Source organism: Flagellimonas sp. (assembly GCF_965215805.1).
GTDB lineage: Bacteria > Bacteroidota > Bacteroidia > Flavobacteriales > Flavobacteriaceae > Flagellimonas.
On record NZ_OZ244124.1, the window covers coordinates 3,566,880 to 3,584,616 of the forward strand.

Consider the following 17,737-nt stretch of genomic DNA (forward strand, 5'->3'; position numbering starts at 1 on the left):
TCATTCTATCCAAAAATCAGGTATTTCCGAGGTTCCCAATTCCCTACAATCCCCACAGACCCTGGGAGCAATTTGAAAAGGTCCTTCCCCCAAAGCTGGTGGACTGTTGTCCGCTACATAGACCCCTAAACCACTTTCGATAATGGGTCGTAAAACGCAGGTACCTCCTTGCGAGACCAGCGGCGGAGCACTTGGTCTACAATTTTCTACATAAGGAGGTAGTGGTTCTCCTGGGTAAAAATCATTATAATTGAAAAACAATCTTTTTTCATCTACCGAGACCACATCAAAAAATCCAATGACAGTTTCCTCCTCCGTTTCTTTTGAAAACACGTTGCCCTCCAAAAAGCCGGGCTGGGTTTGGCTAAACAAACTTTCAGATCCAGAAAGTTCATTCAGTGTCTCAAAAAAGGTATAAGCGGCATTGGATTGTACATATTGTCTCACCAAGATACTGTACCTGTGCGAAATAATATAATTGTCCCTACTAATAAACCGAACCATGAAGTTGCTCACCCTGTCCTCCTCCAAATCTTCCGTGGATGTAAGAATTATTTGGTTGGAAAAATCCGTCGCGTAACATATTTCCTCATCTGTGTTATTGGGAACCTTGATTACATTACAACCTCCAGCAGGGTCTCCAATCAATGAAATGGGCGTCCATGTAGGAGCAATAACCCTATATGTCTCTATGAACTCATAGCGGTAATTTTTGGAACTTCCTGTAGGATCAAAGCTGTCTACAAAAATACCCATCCCATCTTCCCCCAAGTCACTGGTTATTCGTTCTGCCCTTACCTCATCCAACGATGTGGTTGCTGTTAGCTGCGTCATTGATGAACCATAAGTTCTACCATCTTGGGTGGTGATATCCAGTTGGTACTCTACCCCTGATTGCGCGGCAAACGGTTCTTCGGAAATATAGACCCCGTTTCCGGAGTCCTGAAAGGCCATAGCGTTCCCATTAGCCATCAACCGCACCGTGGCGTTGGACTCCGCTATGGGTCCATCAGCCTCAAATTCATAGGTTCTTGAGAGTATTACCTGCTGATTCTTTACCTCATTGGTGATGGTAGCCTCTATGACCAAAGCGCTTTGAAAATCCACAAATCCTCCATCAAAAGGCTCTATACAACCATATAGGACCAGAGCCAAACAGCTAATGGTAGCATAATATTTTATATAAGACAAAACGCTTTTCATTTCTTGCTTGTCCTGTTAGTCTTCAATCCAAAATTCCGGTACGGCAACCTTTCCGAGTACCGTACAATCCCCACATACTGTTGGCACAATGGTGAAAGGTCCTTCTGTTTGTTCAGGGCTATCATTATTACCAACATACCTTACCAGATTTTCTTCCACCTGAGTGCTCAAAACACACCTTGGGGGTACACCTACAGCCAATGGTGGAGATGATCTTGCACATGGGTCCGCGTAAGGTGGTAAATCTTCGCCGGGGAATAAATCCGCATAATTGAAAAATAGTCGCTGCTCCTGTACCGTGGCCACATCAAAATAGCCCAGTACTTTTTCTTCCGTATTTGTGGCTGAGCTAATATTTCCTTCCAAGAAACCGGGTTGTGTCTGGGAAAAGAAACTATCACTTCCTGAAAACTCATTAAGTGTCTCATAAAACTCAAAGGCGGCATTGGACTGGACAAATTGCCGAACCAAAATGCTATACCTGTGTGAAATGATGTAGTTGTTCCTATTTATGAACCTTACCATAAAGTTGCTAACCCTATCCTCATTCAAATCACTGGTATTGGTCTGAATAATGGCATTGGAAAAATCGGTAGTAAAACAAGTCTCCTCGGAAACCGTATCAGGAATCAATCGTACCTCACAAAAAACCTCTGCTTCATTGGCTGGAACTTTCTCCAAGTCGTTTGGTGTCCAAAAAGGAGCTATAATCTTATAGGTTTCCTCATATTGATACCGATAATTCACGGAATTCCCGGTGGGGTCAAAACTATCCACAAAAATCCCCACGCCTTCCTCTCCAAAATCGTTGGTAATCCGTTCCGCCCTTACTTCATCAATCTGGGTGGCCTGGGTAAGGGTCATTTCCGTAGAATTATATGATCTTCCGTCCTGAGTCTGGATGGATAATTGGTACGGGGTATTGGGTTGGGCAGCAAAGGCCTGCTGGGATAAATATACCCCAGGAGAACTTTCTTCAAACAGAAACGTATTCCCACCTCCACTGATACTCACTGCTGCGTTGGGTTCCGCTGACGGTCCGTCATCCTCAAACTCAAAGGTGCGGGTAAGAAAGACCCTTTGAACCTCCATTTTATCTGTTATTGTAGCTTCCACGACGATGGCACTTTCAAAATCCTCAAAGGTCACATCAATGGGCTCAATACAGCTGGATATGGGTATGAAAGTCATTACCAGTATATACAATACTATCTTGTTAATTGTCTTTTTCATATCAATCATTCCGTCCAAAATTCGGGGGTTTGGTTGCTTCCTAAAACGGTACAGTCCCCACATTCCCGTGGAACTACCAGATAGGGGCCTTCTTCAAACGGAGGGTCATCATTTACATTTAGGTAACTGACCTGATTGGCCTCTACCATGGCACTCAAAACACAACGCGCTCCGCCCTGACTTATTAATTTAGGTGCAATTTCCATACATGGATTAACATAATCCGGAAGGTCTTCCCCAGGATAAAAATCCTCATAGTTGAAGAAAATCCTCTTTTTGGAAACTGCACTTACCTCAAAATACCCCAATACTTTTTCATCTTGATTCTCCTCTGAAAAGACATTTCCAACCAAAAATCCAGGTTGACTTTCCGAAAAAATGCTTTCAGTGCTGGAGAATTGGTCCAATGAACTGAAATAGGAAGCGGCATCATTGGATTGGGTATACTGAGTGACCTCTATGCTATAGCGGTGGGATATGATATAGTTGTTTCGATCCATAAAACGCACCATGAACCTCTGTACCCTATTTTCATTCAAATTTGCCGTATTCGTCAAAATAATGTCCGTTGAACTATCACTGGTAAAGCATATCCGATTTTGCACTGTCTTGGGAATAACATCAACCCCACATTCAATACCCGTACTTAAAAGGTCAAAATCGTTCCATTCCGGGGCGATAATCTTATAAGTCTCCTGGTATTCGTAGCGGAAATTTTGGGAATTACCTGTGGAATCAAAACTGTCCACAAAAATGGCAATGCCGTCTTCTCCCAAGTCACTGGTAATCCTATCAGCATAAACGCTATCCAATGCCACTGCCTGCGGTAGGGAAGCACTTTGTGAACTATAGGAGGAACCGTCCCCAGTGGTAATCTTCAAAGCATAACTGCTTCCTGGCTGTGCTGCAAATTCTTGCTGTGACCTATATTCGCCAGGGTTTGTTTCAACAAAGAGAATTTCATTGGTTTCATTCTCAATGACCCTGACAGATGCCCCTGATACCATTTCTGGTTCTTCCTGAAAACCGTAGGTGTTGGTAAGGTAGATGGCCTGTCTCCCCATTTCATCCGTTATAGTGGCATCTATTACCAAAGCGCTCAAAAACTCACCGGAATCCACTTCAAAAGGCTCAACGCACGAAGAAGCCAATGCCGCCGTGAAGACCAAAACCATTACTATGTCTTTTTGAGCCAGTTGCACCTGTTAAAACTTGAAATTATACGTAATGGTGGGGACCGGAATTGCAAATATCGAGCTTTGGTATGCCTTGATATCTCCGTCCTCCGTTACAAAAAATACCGAATAGGGATTGTTTCTTCCCAGCACGTTATAAATGGAGAAACTCCAGAAGCTATGAGCGAACTTCTTGATCTTATGATTGCCCTCCATATTGAAACTCAAATCGAGTCTGTAATAGTCCGGAATCCTAAATTTGTTTCTATCGCTGTAAAAGACAAATTCAGAATTGTTGAAGGAAAAGCTTCCAATAGGGAAAGTAACTGGTCTACCTGTCTGATATACAAAGTTGGCCGAGGCACTGAACCTTCGGGTAAATTTATAATTGGCCACTAAGCTAATGTCATGGGGCTTGTCAAAATTGGAAGGGAAAAACTCACCATTGTTTACCCTTTCCTCTGCGAATGGACTATCCAGTTTCACAAAGGATCGAGAGTAGGTATATCCAAGCCATCCGTTGAGTTTACCCTCATTTTTCTTGATTAAAAACTCTACTCCATAGGCCTTCCCATCTCCCTGGATTACCTCAGTTTCTATGGCTTCGTTCAATAACAACTGTGCCCCAACCTTATAATCCAATAGATTGGTCTGTTTCTTATAGTAACCCTCCAAGCTCAACTCAAAGGTGTTACCCCCAAAATTCTTGTACAATCCCAGGGAGCCTTGGTAGGCCTCCTGCGGTTTGATGTTCAAATCTGAAAGCTTCCAAGTATCCGTAGGAGAAACCGTGGTGTTGCTGGAAAGGGTGTGAATGTATTGGTATGCATTGTTGATACTGGCCTTTATCGAAAAGTCAGGGGTTAGAAAATATCTTGCAGAAACCCTGGCCTCAGGACCGCCATAAGTTTCAATGACCTCATTCTTATCAAAATCCTGGGTTTCTACCAACGTACCACTATTCTTCGGTCCATTTTCCTGATAAATGCGTTGCGATGAAGCGCCCAAAGCGGCATAAAAGGAGTAGCGCAGCCCAATATCTATCAGTAACTTATCATTCACCTCATAACTATCGGAAGCAAATATGGCCGACTCCAATCCTTTTTCCTGGGGTATGGTCAGGGATGTAACTTCGGAATCCCCACCCAAGGGTACAATATCGCCTGGGTCCACCACATAGAGTTTGCTCGACAAACCAAAATCAAATTTGTGCTTGTCACTATGCAGGTATTTCATCTTCAATTTTATCTCCGTCTCATTGTTCTTGTATCCCAAGTCAAAATCGTCATTGGATTCCCCGTCAAACTCAATGCCGAATCTGTACTCACTATTGGAGGCAATAAGACTTCCCGTAGTCTTCTCACTAAACTTATGGTCCCATTTTAAGGATACCAGTCGGTTGCTATAATCAAAGATGGAGTCTGAGGTGATACTAAACTCATCCCGACTAAAGTAGCCTGTTGCCTTGACCTCGTTTTTATCGTCTATGGTATGGTTGTACTTGGCCACCACATCAAAAAACGAAGCGGTGCTGTTGTTCAATTGCTCATCATCCAAGGCTTTCAAAATCCAATCCGAATAGGTAGCTCGCCCACCAACCAACAAGGCCGATTTATCTTTTACTATAGGTGTTTCCAAAACAATATTGCTGGTGACCGGTCCAATGGAAGCCTCCCCTGAGAATTTCTCCGTGTTTCCATCCTTGGTAGTGATATCGAATACGGATGAGAGTCTACCCCCAAATTCAGCTGGTATATTTCCCTTGTAAATCTCCGCTGATCCTGTGGAAAAAGGGTTTATGGCAGAAAAAATCCCAAAGAAATGGGAAGGGTTATAAATGACCCCATTATCCAAAAGAATCAGGTTTTGGTCTGTTCTACCACCTCTAACATTGTAGCCTGCAGCCCCCTCTCCTGCCGTTGTTATGCCAGGAAGTGTAATGGCAGCCTTAAGGATGTCCCGTTCACCCAAGACCAAGGGGATATTTTTGATTTTTTCCACCTCAATAAGGGTAACCCCTGTAATCGCGGTTTCCACATTTCTATCCAAGTTACCCTGAACCACTACCTCGTCCAAAGCTTCCACACTCTCATTGAGGTCAAAATTGTAAACCCCATTATTGTACAGGATTACCTTGGTTCTGGAATCTTGGATTCCCAGTCCTTGGGTGCGGATAATGTTTTCACCTACAGGAAGTTCCAAACTGTAGTTACCATTTGCATTGGTAGATGTTCCCAAGTCCTTGCCCTCCACAATGATGGCTAGATCAGGGATGGGCTGCCCAGTTCTTGCATTGGTCACTTTCCCATTTAAGGTAAACGTCCTTTTTCTGTTGTTTCGATTCTCCTTTCCAATTTTAACCACCTGCATTCCCCTGGATACCCCAGAGTCCTCAGCGTTAACAAACAAAGGCCCCAAATCTTGGATGTCGTCATAGCTGGGACCATCATCAGCAACAGCATCCTTTTTACCAAAAAAATCTTCGGGAAGCGATTCGTAAATCTGATTGTTCTGTAGAAGAAAAATTTTGTTGTCCTCAGCTATATAAAAATTAAGGACCGTGTTTTTGAACAGGTCATCCAAAATTAAGCTCACCTGGGTATCTTGATAACTGCCGCTTACCTTAATATTCTCCAACCAGGCGTCCAGATAATAGAATCTGTAATCCGTTTTGCTCTCAATGGATTGCAATGCATCCAAAACATCCACATTGGTAAAGGAAATTGAAATCTTTGGTATTTCTTCTTGGGCCAATGCATGCTGCATGCCTACAAGCAGCATGAACGAAATCAAAATTTTCTTCATTACTTGGAAGTGTTTTTAGGTTGGGACATTAGGATTTCCAAACGTTTTAAAAGACTTACCTGAAAACCGTTTGGGTCCGATTTCCTGAGTCCCCTGGCTAGATTATAAAATCTATCTATATCCTTTTTCAATTGTGGGAACACCAAAATATTATCCTTTTTGGTATTAACGATATGGTACTTGCCTTGATAGAAAAGGACTTGCTCACTTTGCCCATCCAAGAACTCATAGTAAATAGCACTGCGGTCCTTTCGGTCAAAACTTTTCTTGGTGTATTTGGTATAGAGCGTATATAAAGGTCCTTCATAGGCCACGGCATAAAACCCGTAAAGGTTAAGCCCTGGGGCTTGGTTCCTTTCGAGCTTGACAAAATCCACTCCCGCTATAGTAAAACTTTCCACTTTATCCTTGAAAAGTCGCAAGGTTCCCCCACCAGCTTTGCTAATCAATTTAAGCAATACCTGGTCTTCAAAAACATCATATTTAAGATCTAAACCATAGTAACACTGCCCTTCGTAACACACGTCCCCTTTAAGAAAATCCCTGTTTTTAAAGTATTGGGTGTTCTCATTAATGGTCCTGTATTTTACAGCATAGATTTCACCTTGGTACAGCCCTGTATTCTCTATACCAACCTCTTTGTCAAATTGATTATAATATGAAACTTGCTGAGATTCTTGGCCATGCGCAGACGCAACTAAACCAAGGACAAGCATTGCCCTAAAAGGCTTCCGAAAAAAATTAAGCATCCTACTGTTTGATTGATGTATGAGGTTCGTTTGTTTAATTGAATTAGCTTGACCTAAAGTACCACATAATGTGATAATTTTTAAATTTTTGTTAAAAATTCATGGAATTTTATCAATCTGGTTAAATCACAAAAATTTTACTCGTGATTTAACAATTTTTAACATGAAATTTTTAATGGTCCAAAGCTAGTTTGGGCGAAAAACCAATAGAGACGGAGAATTGTTTTGGATTTCTTCTTTGTTCATCATCATTTTTCTGAACTTCCCGTCCACAAACATTTCCGCCTGATCTTCATAGTGCTTACTGAAAGGGTTACCTGATTGTCCTGTAGGAAGTATGCTCATGCTATTGTCAATATCTGAAAAATCGACTATACGACGTGTAGACGGCCCCACATTGACCTTATGGAACCCTGTACCGTCATAGGTGAAGTTCATATTATTGATTACTTCCCTAGTACCATTAACAGGGAATGGTCCAACGTTGAAAAAACTACGCAATGATTCCACTTGGCCTATAGGGTGAGGATGTTCCACAGTATGTACTTTATCCCAAGTCCATTGGGATGCATCGGGTCCAAAATCATCTACCAAGGATTGCCATGCTTCGGCAAAGGACTGGAGTACAATTTCATCCCGACTTTCCACTTTATCCTTGGTATGGACATTGTCCCACCAAATTCCTGTTTGCATCTGCGCCCCATATGCAATCTGCCTTTTAAATATATGGGTGCCCAAAAACTGTTTGAACTTTTCCTCCCCCAGTTCGTCCAAAAAGGTATTCTTTACCATATAATATTCGCACCTATGGTACAAGGTAGGATTTGTTCCATCCAAAGTATAGGTTCCGTCCCAGTTCCGAAGTGCATCTACCTGAACCAGTTGCTCATCGCTCAAATGGGAAACATCAAGTAGTTTGATCAATTCTGAAACCAATGCAGGGTTCACCAACGAAGTTGCATCCAAAATCATCTGGGAAGTGGATTCGCTGTCCCAATCGCTTTTACTTTCCAACAATTGAACAATACGTACGGCCCTGTTCTCAGGAAGGTAGTATCCAGGATAAAGCATCCCTGCGATGGAATCCGGTTGATTGTTGGCCGAATACACATAATCCCATGGTGGGTTTATGGCCGATGGGTTCTCGGAAAAATCCAAATAACGGATGGGTTCGTCCTTGCCAGAAGCGCCGTCCATGACCATCTTGGTAGAGACACTATCCGGCATTTGATAGAGTTGTGCGGTGGCCCACCAGGCCACATTTCCTTCCGCATCCCCATACATCACGTTCAATCCAGGTGCGTGGATTTTGGGCAAAGCACCTTCAAATTCCTCTAGATTGCTGGCGTGGCTCATTTCATACACCGCATCCAGCACCTTGTTTTCTTTCTGGGTATAAATCCAAGACATGGCAATGGGAGTATCTCCTTTAATTTGCTTAGCCACATTATTTACCAATGGCCCGTGTCTGGTTTTTCTAATGGTAAAACTAATTGGTTCGGCATCCTTTACCTTGATTTCCTTGGTGACAAATTCATAGTTCTCCCAGCCATTTTCTGTTTTGTATTGCGTGCTGTCCGCAGGATTGGTCTGCTCCAAATAAAAATCGATGTCATCATTTTCAAACATGGTAAGACCATATGCCACATTTCTATCATGGGCCAGCATGGGAAATGGTCCTCCAGCCATGTGATATCCATACTTCTCATAGGTTGGAGTACTTATATGGGCCTCATACCAGACCGAAGGTTGGGCGTACGAAATATGTGGGTCGTTGGCCAAAATTACCTTTCCGGACTTTGTCTTGTTGGGGGCAATCACCCAACTGTTACTACCTTCAAATTGAGGAACAGGTAGTTTGTTCAAGGCCTGGAACACTCCAGCGGTAATGTCCAAATCCAAGCTGTCCACTTTAGTATTTCTATAATTTTTTATCCATGTGGTAGTGGAATCCGAATACACCGCCAAATCTTGGATATACTTCACACCCAATTCATTTTTGATATCCGTAAGAAGGGGGTCTGTTTTATGCGCCATGGCAAAACTGAAGGCCATATACCCCATGGCATCCATAATATCATTAAGCTCAAAGGGTTCTTTTTTTAAGCCTGTAAGGTAAAATTCAATGGGGGTTGGCCCCTCTTCAATAAACTGATTTACCCCTTCAAGATAGGCCTTTGCCAAAATAACGGCCTCACTGTCCATGTCCATTTCCGAAACCGCCTGTATGGAATTGTCATCAATCCCCAAAGAAAGAAAGAACTTGTCCGTTTCTACCAAATCGGCTCCAAAGACTTCGGAGAGTTTACCTTTGGCAACACGACGCAACAGCTCCATTTGCCAAAGTCTGTCCTGGGCATGGACATAACCCAATGCCTTGGTGGCATCCTTTTCATTATTGGCATAAATATGGGGAATTCCGTAGTCGTCAAAATAGACATTCACCTCATTGGAAATACCGGCGAGAGAAATTTTTCCATCATAGTCCGGTTTTAGACTTTGTACAAACACGAAGACGCCTATGGCAACAATAAGCACAAGGCCAGCAAGTACTAAAAGTACCTTTTTAAGTTTCTTCACTGGGGCTTTGGTTAATTGAAATAGTTACTCTAAGGTACACTATTTTCCAAAAAGCCTAAAAAATGGAAGGAAGAATAACTATTTATTCATGGACAATTGGTATGTGGCAAGACCGGATTTGAGCCATTGCCCATATTCCTCCACATCCACATATTGAACCGCATCGTTTAGGATTTCCAAATTAGGGGACAGCAGTACATAATAGGGTTGGGAAGCAGCATTAAAATTGATGGTCTGAAAAGTCCCCCATTTTTGCCCAACCGTTGTGATCTCTTTAATACGTCCAGACTCATATTGGAAATCGAATTTCTGGTTTTCCGGGAGTTCCTTGCGATCGTCCACATAAAGTGAGATCAAAACATATTCATCCTTAAGCAGGGGATAAATGCTTGGATCACTCCAAACATTTTCTTCCATCTTCCTACAATTAACACAGGCCCACCCAGTAAAATCCAACAAAATTGGCTTATTTACCGCTTGCGCATGGGCCACACCTTCATCAAAATCCTTATAGCAATCCAAGCCCAGTGGGCAATCGCTTTCGGATGTACTCAAAGTATAAAAGTCCGGTGGTGGAAAACCACTCAACAACTTTAGACTGGTCATATTTAGTAATCCCAATATCAGATAGGTAGCAAATGCGGTACTAAGAACACCCACCAATTTTCTTCCCATGGATAGCTTTTGTTTGGGTCCATCATGGGGGAAGCGGAAAATGCCAAACAGATAGAGCGCCATCAGAACGAAAATCAATATCCATATACCAAGGAATATCTCGCGTTTGAAGATTCCCCAGTTCCCCACCAAATCTGCATTGGATAAAAATTTGAATGCCAGGGCCAATTCCAAAAAGCCCAACACTACTTTCACTGTGGTCATCCAACCCCCGGATTTTGGCAACGAATTCAACCAAGCAGGAAACAAGGCGAACAAGCCAAAAGGTAACGCCAAGGCCAGGCCAAAACCTACCATTCCAGCGGACAAGTTTACTGCCACATCACCTTCTGCCAAGGTAGTACTGCCCAATAATCCACCCAAAATGGGTCCCGTACAGGAAAAGGAAACAATGGCCAAGGTTAGCGCCATAAAGAAAATTCCCAGTCCACCACCCACTTTGGACGATGCAGCATCCATTTTGTTGGCCCAAGAACTCGGTAAGGTCAATTCGTAATAGCCGAAAAATGAGAAGGCGAAAAAGACGAATATGGCAAAAAAGAACACATTCAGCCAAATATTGGTGGCTATGGTATTCAGAATCTGGGAGTCAATGGAATCAAACAAATGAAATGGGAGACTCAACAGAAAGTAAATCAACACAATGAAAAAACCATAGAGCATGGCATTGGTTATGCCTTTGGCCTTTTGTTGCGATTGTTTGGTAAAAAAAGATACGGTCAAAGGAATCATTGGGAAAACGCAAGGTGTCAGCAAGGCAATCAAACCTCCCAAGAATCCCAATCCGAAAACCATCCACAGTCCTGACTTTTTCTTAGCCTGGGTCAACCCGCCCTGATTCAATAGTTCCTTGTTCTTTAAATCCAATTTCAGGTTGGCACTCATAGCCAAACTTTCCTCATCAATTTGTTGTTCCGAAGCCACAAAACCCTGTCCATCCAAGGAAACTTGGAACAGTTCGTCCATAGGTATGCATACCTCTTTACAAATTTGATAGAACAGATTCACCGAAATTTGGCGAACCTCTGGGTTTAATAGCTTAATGCGTTGGGTAAAAATGGCCTCTTTTTTAAAGAAGGTCTCCTCTACTTCGAAGATGTCACTGTACTCTTTTATTGTTTCACTTTCTTGGGTCTTGCCCACCAACTCATAGTCTACTCCTGCTTTCTCAAAAGTAAATTCACTGGGAAGAGAACCTCCTTCGGCCGTGTACTGGGAATACACATGCCAACCTTCCATGATTATCCCCTCAAAAACAAGCTCGTATTCGGTATCGGATATTTTGTTAACCGTGTGCGACCAAAGTGCTGGTTCTTTATCTGTCTGGCCGTAAAGCCAAGAGCTCAATGCAAAAAAGCCTAAGAGTAGTACTAACTTTCTCATACAAGAAGCGAAATTTTAAGTATCTGTTGGGTCGTGGTTTCCACCTTAAACCTTTCATCAAGCCTTCTGCCCATAACCCACACAATGGCATCACCAGAACAGAGCAACCACTGTCTTTCCTTGGAAAAAACGTCCATTTTCTCGTCCTTGAAGAATTTGGACAGCTTTTTTTTGCCCTGCATTCCAAAAGGATAAAAATAGTCGCCTTTTTCCCATTTCCTTAATAATAACGGATAGTTTAACTTTTCCTTATCAACAAAAACCACCTGGGGAGAAGAATTTTCAATGGAATCTGCATGTTCAAATTTCAAGGGAACAGGGAATTTGACCAAACTTTCCTCTTCTGCAATCCAATATTTTTTGTTGACGGTGGTTTCATTTTTGGAAAGAATCAAATGCTCCCGATCCTTTAATAATCGATGCGTTTTGGAATGCAATTCCTTACCGCTTGTAGCCGTTGACAACGCCTTTACATCTTCCCATACAACAAACCCATATTCCTTGAATAGTTCATACAAATGACCCTCCAAGGGATGAAGTTGCAACATCTTTTCAATATTGATTCGAATCCCGCCCTCCAGTTCCTCGAACAAGTTCGCTCTGACCGAATTCATATAATTTGAAATCAGGCTTTTTGAATGGCGTAAATGCTCTTGGGTTGTACCAAAATTTTGAAGAAAAGTAGGATGCAGTTCCTTCAATTTTGGTACCAGCTGATGTCGAATTTTGTTCCGAAGGTATTTGGTGTCTTCATTGCTGCTGTCCTCCCGCCATTCCAAATGCTGTTTTTGGGCGAAATCCAAGATTTGCTGTTTGGAAAATGGGAGCAATGGTCTAACAACATTTCCATTTTGGGCAGGAATCCCCGAGAGTCCATCTATTCCAGTTCCCCTGGAAAGGTTGATTAAAAATGTCTCCAAGACATCATCAGCGTGGTGAGCCGTTAATACATATTGGAATCCCTGGGTTTCCATCAGCTCTTCAAACCAGTTATACCGAAGTTGCCTAGCAGCCATTTGAATGGAACCACGATTTTTTTCAGCATAATTGACCGTGTCAAAAGACTTTTTATGGATCTCTACCCCTAAGGTTTGTGCCAATTCCTCAACGAATTCCTCGTCCCCATCACTTTCGTCGCCACGAAGTTTAAAATTACAATGCGCCAACGCAATGTCCATACCAGTCTGTTTGCACAAATGCGCCAGCACAACACTATCCAAACCCCCGCTGCAAGCCACAAGCACTTTACCCTCCTTTAAAAAGGGAAATTGATTCTGAATATGCGCCTCGAATTGTCCTTGCATTTGGCAAAAGTAGCAATAAACCTCAGCTTCCTTCCAGTACGCTGCGCATGGCCTTGGCCTTTAACAGACATTCTTGGTATTCCTTTTCCACATCCGATTTGGAGGTGATGGCACTACCTACTGAAAAAGAAACATATTTAGAGGTTTGGTTATAGAGAATACTGCGGATAACCACATTGAAGTCAAAATCCCCATTGGGATCAAAATAGCCTACAGCTCCACTATACAATCCCCGCTTGGTCTCTTCCTGCTCCTCAATGATTTTCATGGCAGAAACTTTCGGGGCACCCGTCATACTTCCCATCGGAAAGGTGTCCTTAATCAATTTCATGGAATTCAACTCATTGGGCACTTGAGCAGTTATGGTCGAAATCATCTGATGCACCTGCTTAAAAGCATAAACCCCACACAATTCCTCCACCTTCACACTACCCTTTAATGCGCTTTTTGACAAATCATTCCGTACTAAATCGGTAATCATGATATTCTCCACCCGCTCCTTAGGGTCTTGTTGCAGTTGCTTTTTCAATTCGTGGTCTTCCTTCGGATCCATACTCCTTGGCGCCGTACCTTTTATGGGCTGGGATATTACCTTCTCTCCTTCCCTGCGTAAGTAACGTTCTGGGGAAGCACATAGTAAATATTTATCGTCCAACCTTAAAAAGGCCGCAAAGGGTGGTGATGAAATTTGATTCAAATTCCTATAGGTTTCCCATGGATCTATTTCGGTCTGCTCCGCATAAAATTCTTGGCAAAAGTTGGCCTCATAGATATCTCCGCGATGTATATGCTCTAAAAACCTGTTGGCTTTTTCAAAATAGGAATCCTTATGGATGCGCAGTTTTATTCGAACGGATTGATGAAGCTCAGGAGTAGTTCTATTTTGTGACAATCGCCATATTTCGGTATAATCTGTTTCCATCTCCGAGGAGAGACTATCCAGATACAACAACTGAACTTGATCGTCTTTTAAAGTCAGAATTTTTTCGGGTTGAAAGAAATGGAGGACTGGAAATCCCAGCCCATCATGATTGTTGGAATCCAGGTCTTCCCATTGATTTTTTAAGTCGTATGAAAAATAACCAAACAGCCAATCCTTCTCTTCATCGATGAAATCAGATACTTCATCGGTGTTTTGAAGTGATTTTTTGGACTCATCGGTCTGTCCAGAAATTGCCAGAAGCGCATCGTATTTCCCGTATGTATCCACATGATTATTACTGTCCAGCCAAACCACCTTATTATAGGATTTGGACCATTCCAATAGCGCGGTCTTAAAATTTTCAGGGGAGGAAACAGAAAAAGAGCGTTGCTTTCGCAAAAGATTTTACTTAAGTGAATCCAGAAATTGGGTCAGTGCTTTTTGATGCGCCTCCTTCAATTCGGCATCCATTATCCCATCTTCCCCAAAATTCTGATGAAATGAAGGCAACGAGAAGGTACTTACAATCTCAGCGCCAAATCTGGGCAGTAGGGCTTCGGTTACCCCCAAAGCGCCAATGCCTCCGCGTCCACCAGGAGAGGCCGACATCAAGAGAACCTTGGTATTGTCCAAGAATTTACGCTCCAAGCGGGATAACCAATCCAACACATTCTTAAAGTATGCAGAAGGATTGCTATTGTGCTCATTTACGGAAAGAATCAGCCCATTAGATTGTTGTATATCGTTCTTGAGTTCCACCAAAGAATTGGAATACCCTTTTTGTTTCTCCTCATCCTCACTAAACATGGGAAACGGATATCTGGTCATGTCCAATAATTGAACTTGATGACCTTCAATCATAGTTGTGGTATACTGAACCAATTTAAAATTGACCGAGGTGGAAGAATTACTTCCGGCAAACGCCAAAATTGAAGCCATAGGGAAAAAACTTTGTTTGTTTGGCTAAAATACCCCAAAAGGCTATTCCATGCGAGTATTTTGTCTAATTTTGACCCGTCAAACATCCAAACTTGCTGTTAAGCAAGTATATAGGATAATTATTTGCCAATGAATTCCAAGTCGGCCAGATTGTTTTTTATTGATGCCATGAGGGCCTGGGCCATTTTGATGATGCTCCAAGGACACTTTATTGATGGCCTCTTAGATCCCGTTTTCAGGGACAGGGAAAACATGGTGTTCAAAACCTGGCTTTATTTCCGTGGGATTACTGCCCCCGTATTCTTTACCGTATCTGGATTTATCTTTACATACCTGCTCATAAGGGTTCCCCGAAAAGGGTTTGACAATCCCAGGGTAAAAAAAGGAATCCGCCGTGGTTTGCAATTGTTGCTAATTGGATATTTACTCCGCACCAATTTTGTTGGGTTATTGAGTGGACATATCTATGGTTCCTTTTATCTAGTCGATGTACTGCATTGTATTGGTCTCTCCATTTTGGCCGTAATAGGAGTCTATCTCTTTGCTGTCAGAAGAAAATCTTTTGTTTTTCCAGTGCTATTGTTGGGAATAACTTTGGTTTTATTTCTGTTTGAGCCTGTTTACAAACAGTGGTCTTTTGGCTTTTTGCCAGAAATGTTGGCCAATTATTTTACCAAGGCCAATGGTTCCGTATTTACCATAATCCCGTGGTTGGGCTATGCCACTATAGGTGGTTTTTTGGCGGTGCTGTTTACAAAGTTCAAGGATTTTAAGTACCTATATCCTGTTGCCATTTCCATGGCAGCAATAGTTGGATCAGCTTTGATTTTTTATTCTTCCTCTGGATTTGTATCGCTATTCCGCCTTACTGGAATTGAATTGTTCTATATGATTCAATCCAACAATTATCTCTTTATTCGATTGGGGGATGTATTCTTGGTCTTCGCCGTTTTTATGATCATACGTAAATTCCTGACCAACCCTACCATTTTGAAAATTGGGGCCAGCACCCTTTCCATTTATGTAATTCACTTCATCATTCTTTACGGAAGTTTTACGGGAATGGGCCTTTATCGTTTTTTTAAATACAGTTTAAGCCCTTCGGTGGTAATTTCAGGGGCATTGGTTTTTATGGTAGTGTGTACTTACCTAGCGCTGGCTTACAATAAGCACGAGGCCGAAATCAAGTCTCAATGGTCCCATGGGGTTTCCATCTTAAAAGTTAAGGGTCTCGAGCTTTACCAAAATGGAAAACCCGTGCTCAAAGACGCATCAATGAAATTGAAACTGTTTTTGAACCGGGTTCTTAAAACCGCCAAGTAAGCGCGATTTTCTCTTTTATTAAATATGGATTGGTCTGTTTTCCGTGGCCGCCAAGGCAGCTTCCTTGACCGCTTCGGCATAGGTAGGATGCGCATGGCTCATTCGTGCCATATCCTCCGCAGATGCCCTGAACTCCATAGCAGTGACTCCTTCGGTAATCAGGTCTGCGCAGCGCGCTCCGATCATATGCACACCAAGAACTTCATCCGTGGTTTTATCTGCTAGGATTTTTACAAATCCATCAATGTCCATACTCGCCCTGGCTCTTCCCAATGCCCGCATTGGAAATTGCCCAACTTTATAGTCAACCCCAGCTTCCTTGAGTTGCTCCTCCGTCTGACCCACGGCAGCTACTTCCGGCCAGGTATAGACCACACCAGGAATCAAGTTGTAATTGATATGTGGCTTTTGACCAGCCAAATATTCGGCTACCAAAGTTCCTTCCTCCTCAGCCTTATGGGCCAACATGGCACCACGTACCACATCGCCAATAGCATAGATGTTGGAAACATTGGTTTGTAGGTGTTCATTGACCTCTACCCTACCACGGTCATCCAATTTCACCCCAGCGGCTTCAGCATTAAGTCCATCCGTATAAGGTCTTCTTCCCACAGAGACCAAACAATAGTCCCCAGTAAAAGTGACCTCCTGTCCTTTCTTGTCATCTGCTTTGACGATCACTTCATCTCCTTTGCGTTCCACAGATTTCACTTTGTGCGACAAATGGAATTTCATCTTTTGCTTTTTCAAGGACCTCATAAGTTCTTTGGAAAGTCCGCCATCCATACCTGGAATGATTCGATCCATGAATTCCACCACACTTACCTCTGCACCCAAACGCTTATATACTTGTCCCAATTCCAATCCGATAACACCCCCTCCTATCACAATCATGTGTTTTGGAACTTCCTTTAACTCCAGAGCTTCCGTGGAGGTAATGATTCGCTCCTTGTCCAACTTTATAAAGGGCAAAGTTGATGGTTTGGAGCCTGTTGCTATAATGGTGTTCTTAGCCTCAATCGTCTCTGTTTTGCCTCCTTCTGAATCAATGTTGATATGGGTAGCGTCCTTAAAACTCCCTACGCCCTGATATACATCAATTTTGTTTTTATCCATCAAAAATTGGATGCCTTTAGTGGTTTGGTCAACCACACCTTGCTTACGGGCAATCATTTGCTCCAGGTTTACCTTTACTTCACCCGGGATATCAATACCGTGCTCCTTAAAATGTTTGACAGCATCTTCGTAATGATGGGACGAATCCAATAGGGCCTTGGAGGGAATACAGCCCACATTGAGACAGGTTCCGCCCAAGGTGGCGTATTTCTCAACAATTGCAGTTTTCATTCCTAATTGGGCGCAGCGAATTGCCGCCACATAGCCTCCAGGTCCAGAGCCAATAACGGCCACATCGTATTGATTCATATCTATTTATTAGGGATTTTG

At 42.6% G+C, this 17,737-nt stretch carries 12 protein-coding genes; 1 reads left to right on the forward strand and 11 read right to left on the reverse strand.

What is annotated here, in order from left to right:
- The 10 genes from ACOOE0_RS15745 to ACOOE0_RS15790 all read right to left on the reverse strand — a co-directional run bounded on the left by ACOOE0_RS15745 (nucleotide 1) and on the right by ACOOE0_RS15790 (nucleotide 14,968).
- Nucleotides 1-1,203, reverse strand: coding sequence for a DUF4249 domain-containing protein (locus ACOOE0_RS15745; protein ID WP_420399866.1), 1,203 nt, complete (start codon nucleotides 1,201-1,203; stop codon nucleotides 1-3).
- Nucleotides 1,204-1,218: 15 nt separating this feature from the next.
- Entirely contained in the window at nucleotides 1,219-2,436 is a 1,218-nt protein-coding gene (locus ACOOE0_RS15750) for a DUF4249 domain-containing protein (protein WP_420399867.1), read from the reverse strand.
- Between the two features lie 5 nt (nucleotides 2,437-2,441).
- The gene (locus ACOOE0_RS15755; RefSeq protein ID WP_420399868.1) at nucleotides 2,442-3,611 is read right to left on the reverse strand and encodes a DUF4249 domain-containing protein; all 1,170 of its coding nucleotides are present in this window, start codon (nucleotides 3,609-3,611) and stop codon (nucleotides 2,442-2,444) included.
- A gap of 30 nt (nucleotides 3,612-3,641) precedes the next feature.
- Nucleotides 3,642-6,416, reverse strand: coding sequence for a TonB-dependent receptor (locus ACOOE0_RS15760; RefSeq protein WP_420399869.1), 2,775 nt, complete (start codon nucleotides 6,414-6,416; stop codon nucleotides 3,642-3,644).
- Nucleotides 6,416-7,165, reverse strand: a complete 750-nt coding sequence (locus ACOOE0_RS15765) for a hypothetical protein (RefSeq protein ID WP_420399870.1) — start codon at nucleotides 7,163-7,165, stop codon at nucleotides 6,416-6,418. The genes ACOOE0_RS15760 and ACOOE0_RS15765 overlap by 1 nt, the downstream gene beginning before the upstream one ends.
- 186 nt (nucleotides 7,166-7,351) lie before the next feature.
- Nucleotides 7,352-9,745, reverse strand: a complete 2,394-nt coding sequence (locus ACOOE0_RS15770) for a penicillin acylase family protein (protein WP_420399871.1) — start codon at nucleotides 9,743-9,745, stop codon at nucleotides 7,352-7,354.
- A gap of 78 nt (nucleotides 9,746-9,823) precedes the next feature.
- The gene (locus ACOOE0_RS15775) at nucleotides 9,824-11,803 is read right to left on the reverse strand and encodes a protein-disulfide reductase DsbD family protein (protein WP_420399872.1); all 1,980 of its coding nucleotides are present in this window, start codon (nucleotides 11,801-11,803) and stop codon (nucleotides 9,824-9,826) included.
- Nucleotides 11,800-13,107, reverse strand: coding sequence for a tRNA lysidine(34) synthetase TilS (tilS, locus tag ACOOE0_RS15780; protein ID WP_420399873.1), 1,308 nt, complete (start codon nucleotides 13,105-13,107; stop codon nucleotides 11,800-11,802). The genes ACOOE0_RS15775 and tilS overlap by 4 nt, the downstream gene beginning before the upstream one ends.
- 22 nt (nucleotides 13,108-13,129) lie before the next feature.
- Complete coding sequence (locus tag ACOOE0_RS15785) at nucleotides 13,130-14,428, reverse strand: anthranilate synthase component I family protein (protein WP_420399874.1); 1,299 nt, start codon at nucleotides 14,426-14,428, stop codon at nucleotides 13,130-13,132.
- A gap of 6 nt (nucleotides 14,429-14,434) precedes the next feature.
- Nucleotides 14,435-14,968 carry an NADPH-dependent FMN reductase gene (locus ACOOE0_RS15790; RefSeq protein ID WP_420399875.1) on the reverse strand — a complete coding sequence of 178 codons (534 nt, stop codon included), beginning with the start codon at nucleotides 14,966-14,968 and terminating at the stop codon, nucleotides 14,435-14,437.
- A gap of 129 nt (nucleotides 14,969-15,097) precedes the next feature.
- On the opposite strand from ACOOE0_RS15790, the gene ACOOE0_RS15795 reads away from it, so the two are divergent.
- Nucleotides 15,098-16,291, forward strand: a complete 1,194-nt coding sequence (locus tag ACOOE0_RS15795) for a heparan-alpha-glucosaminide N-acetyltransferase domain-containing protein (protein WP_420399876.1) — start codon at nucleotides 15,098-15,100, stop codon at nucleotides 16,289-16,291.
- Nucleotides 16,292-16,309: 18 nt separating this feature from the next.
- On the opposite strand, the gene lpdA is transcribed toward ACOOE0_RS15795, so the two are convergent.
- Complete coding sequence (lpdA, locus tag ACOOE0_RS15800) at nucleotides 16,310-17,716, reverse strand: dihydrolipoyl dehydrogenase (protein ID WP_420399877.1); 1,407 nt, start codon at nucleotides 17,714-17,716, stop codon at nucleotides 16,310-16,312.
- Nucleotides 17,717-17,737 lie beyond the last annotated feature (21 nt).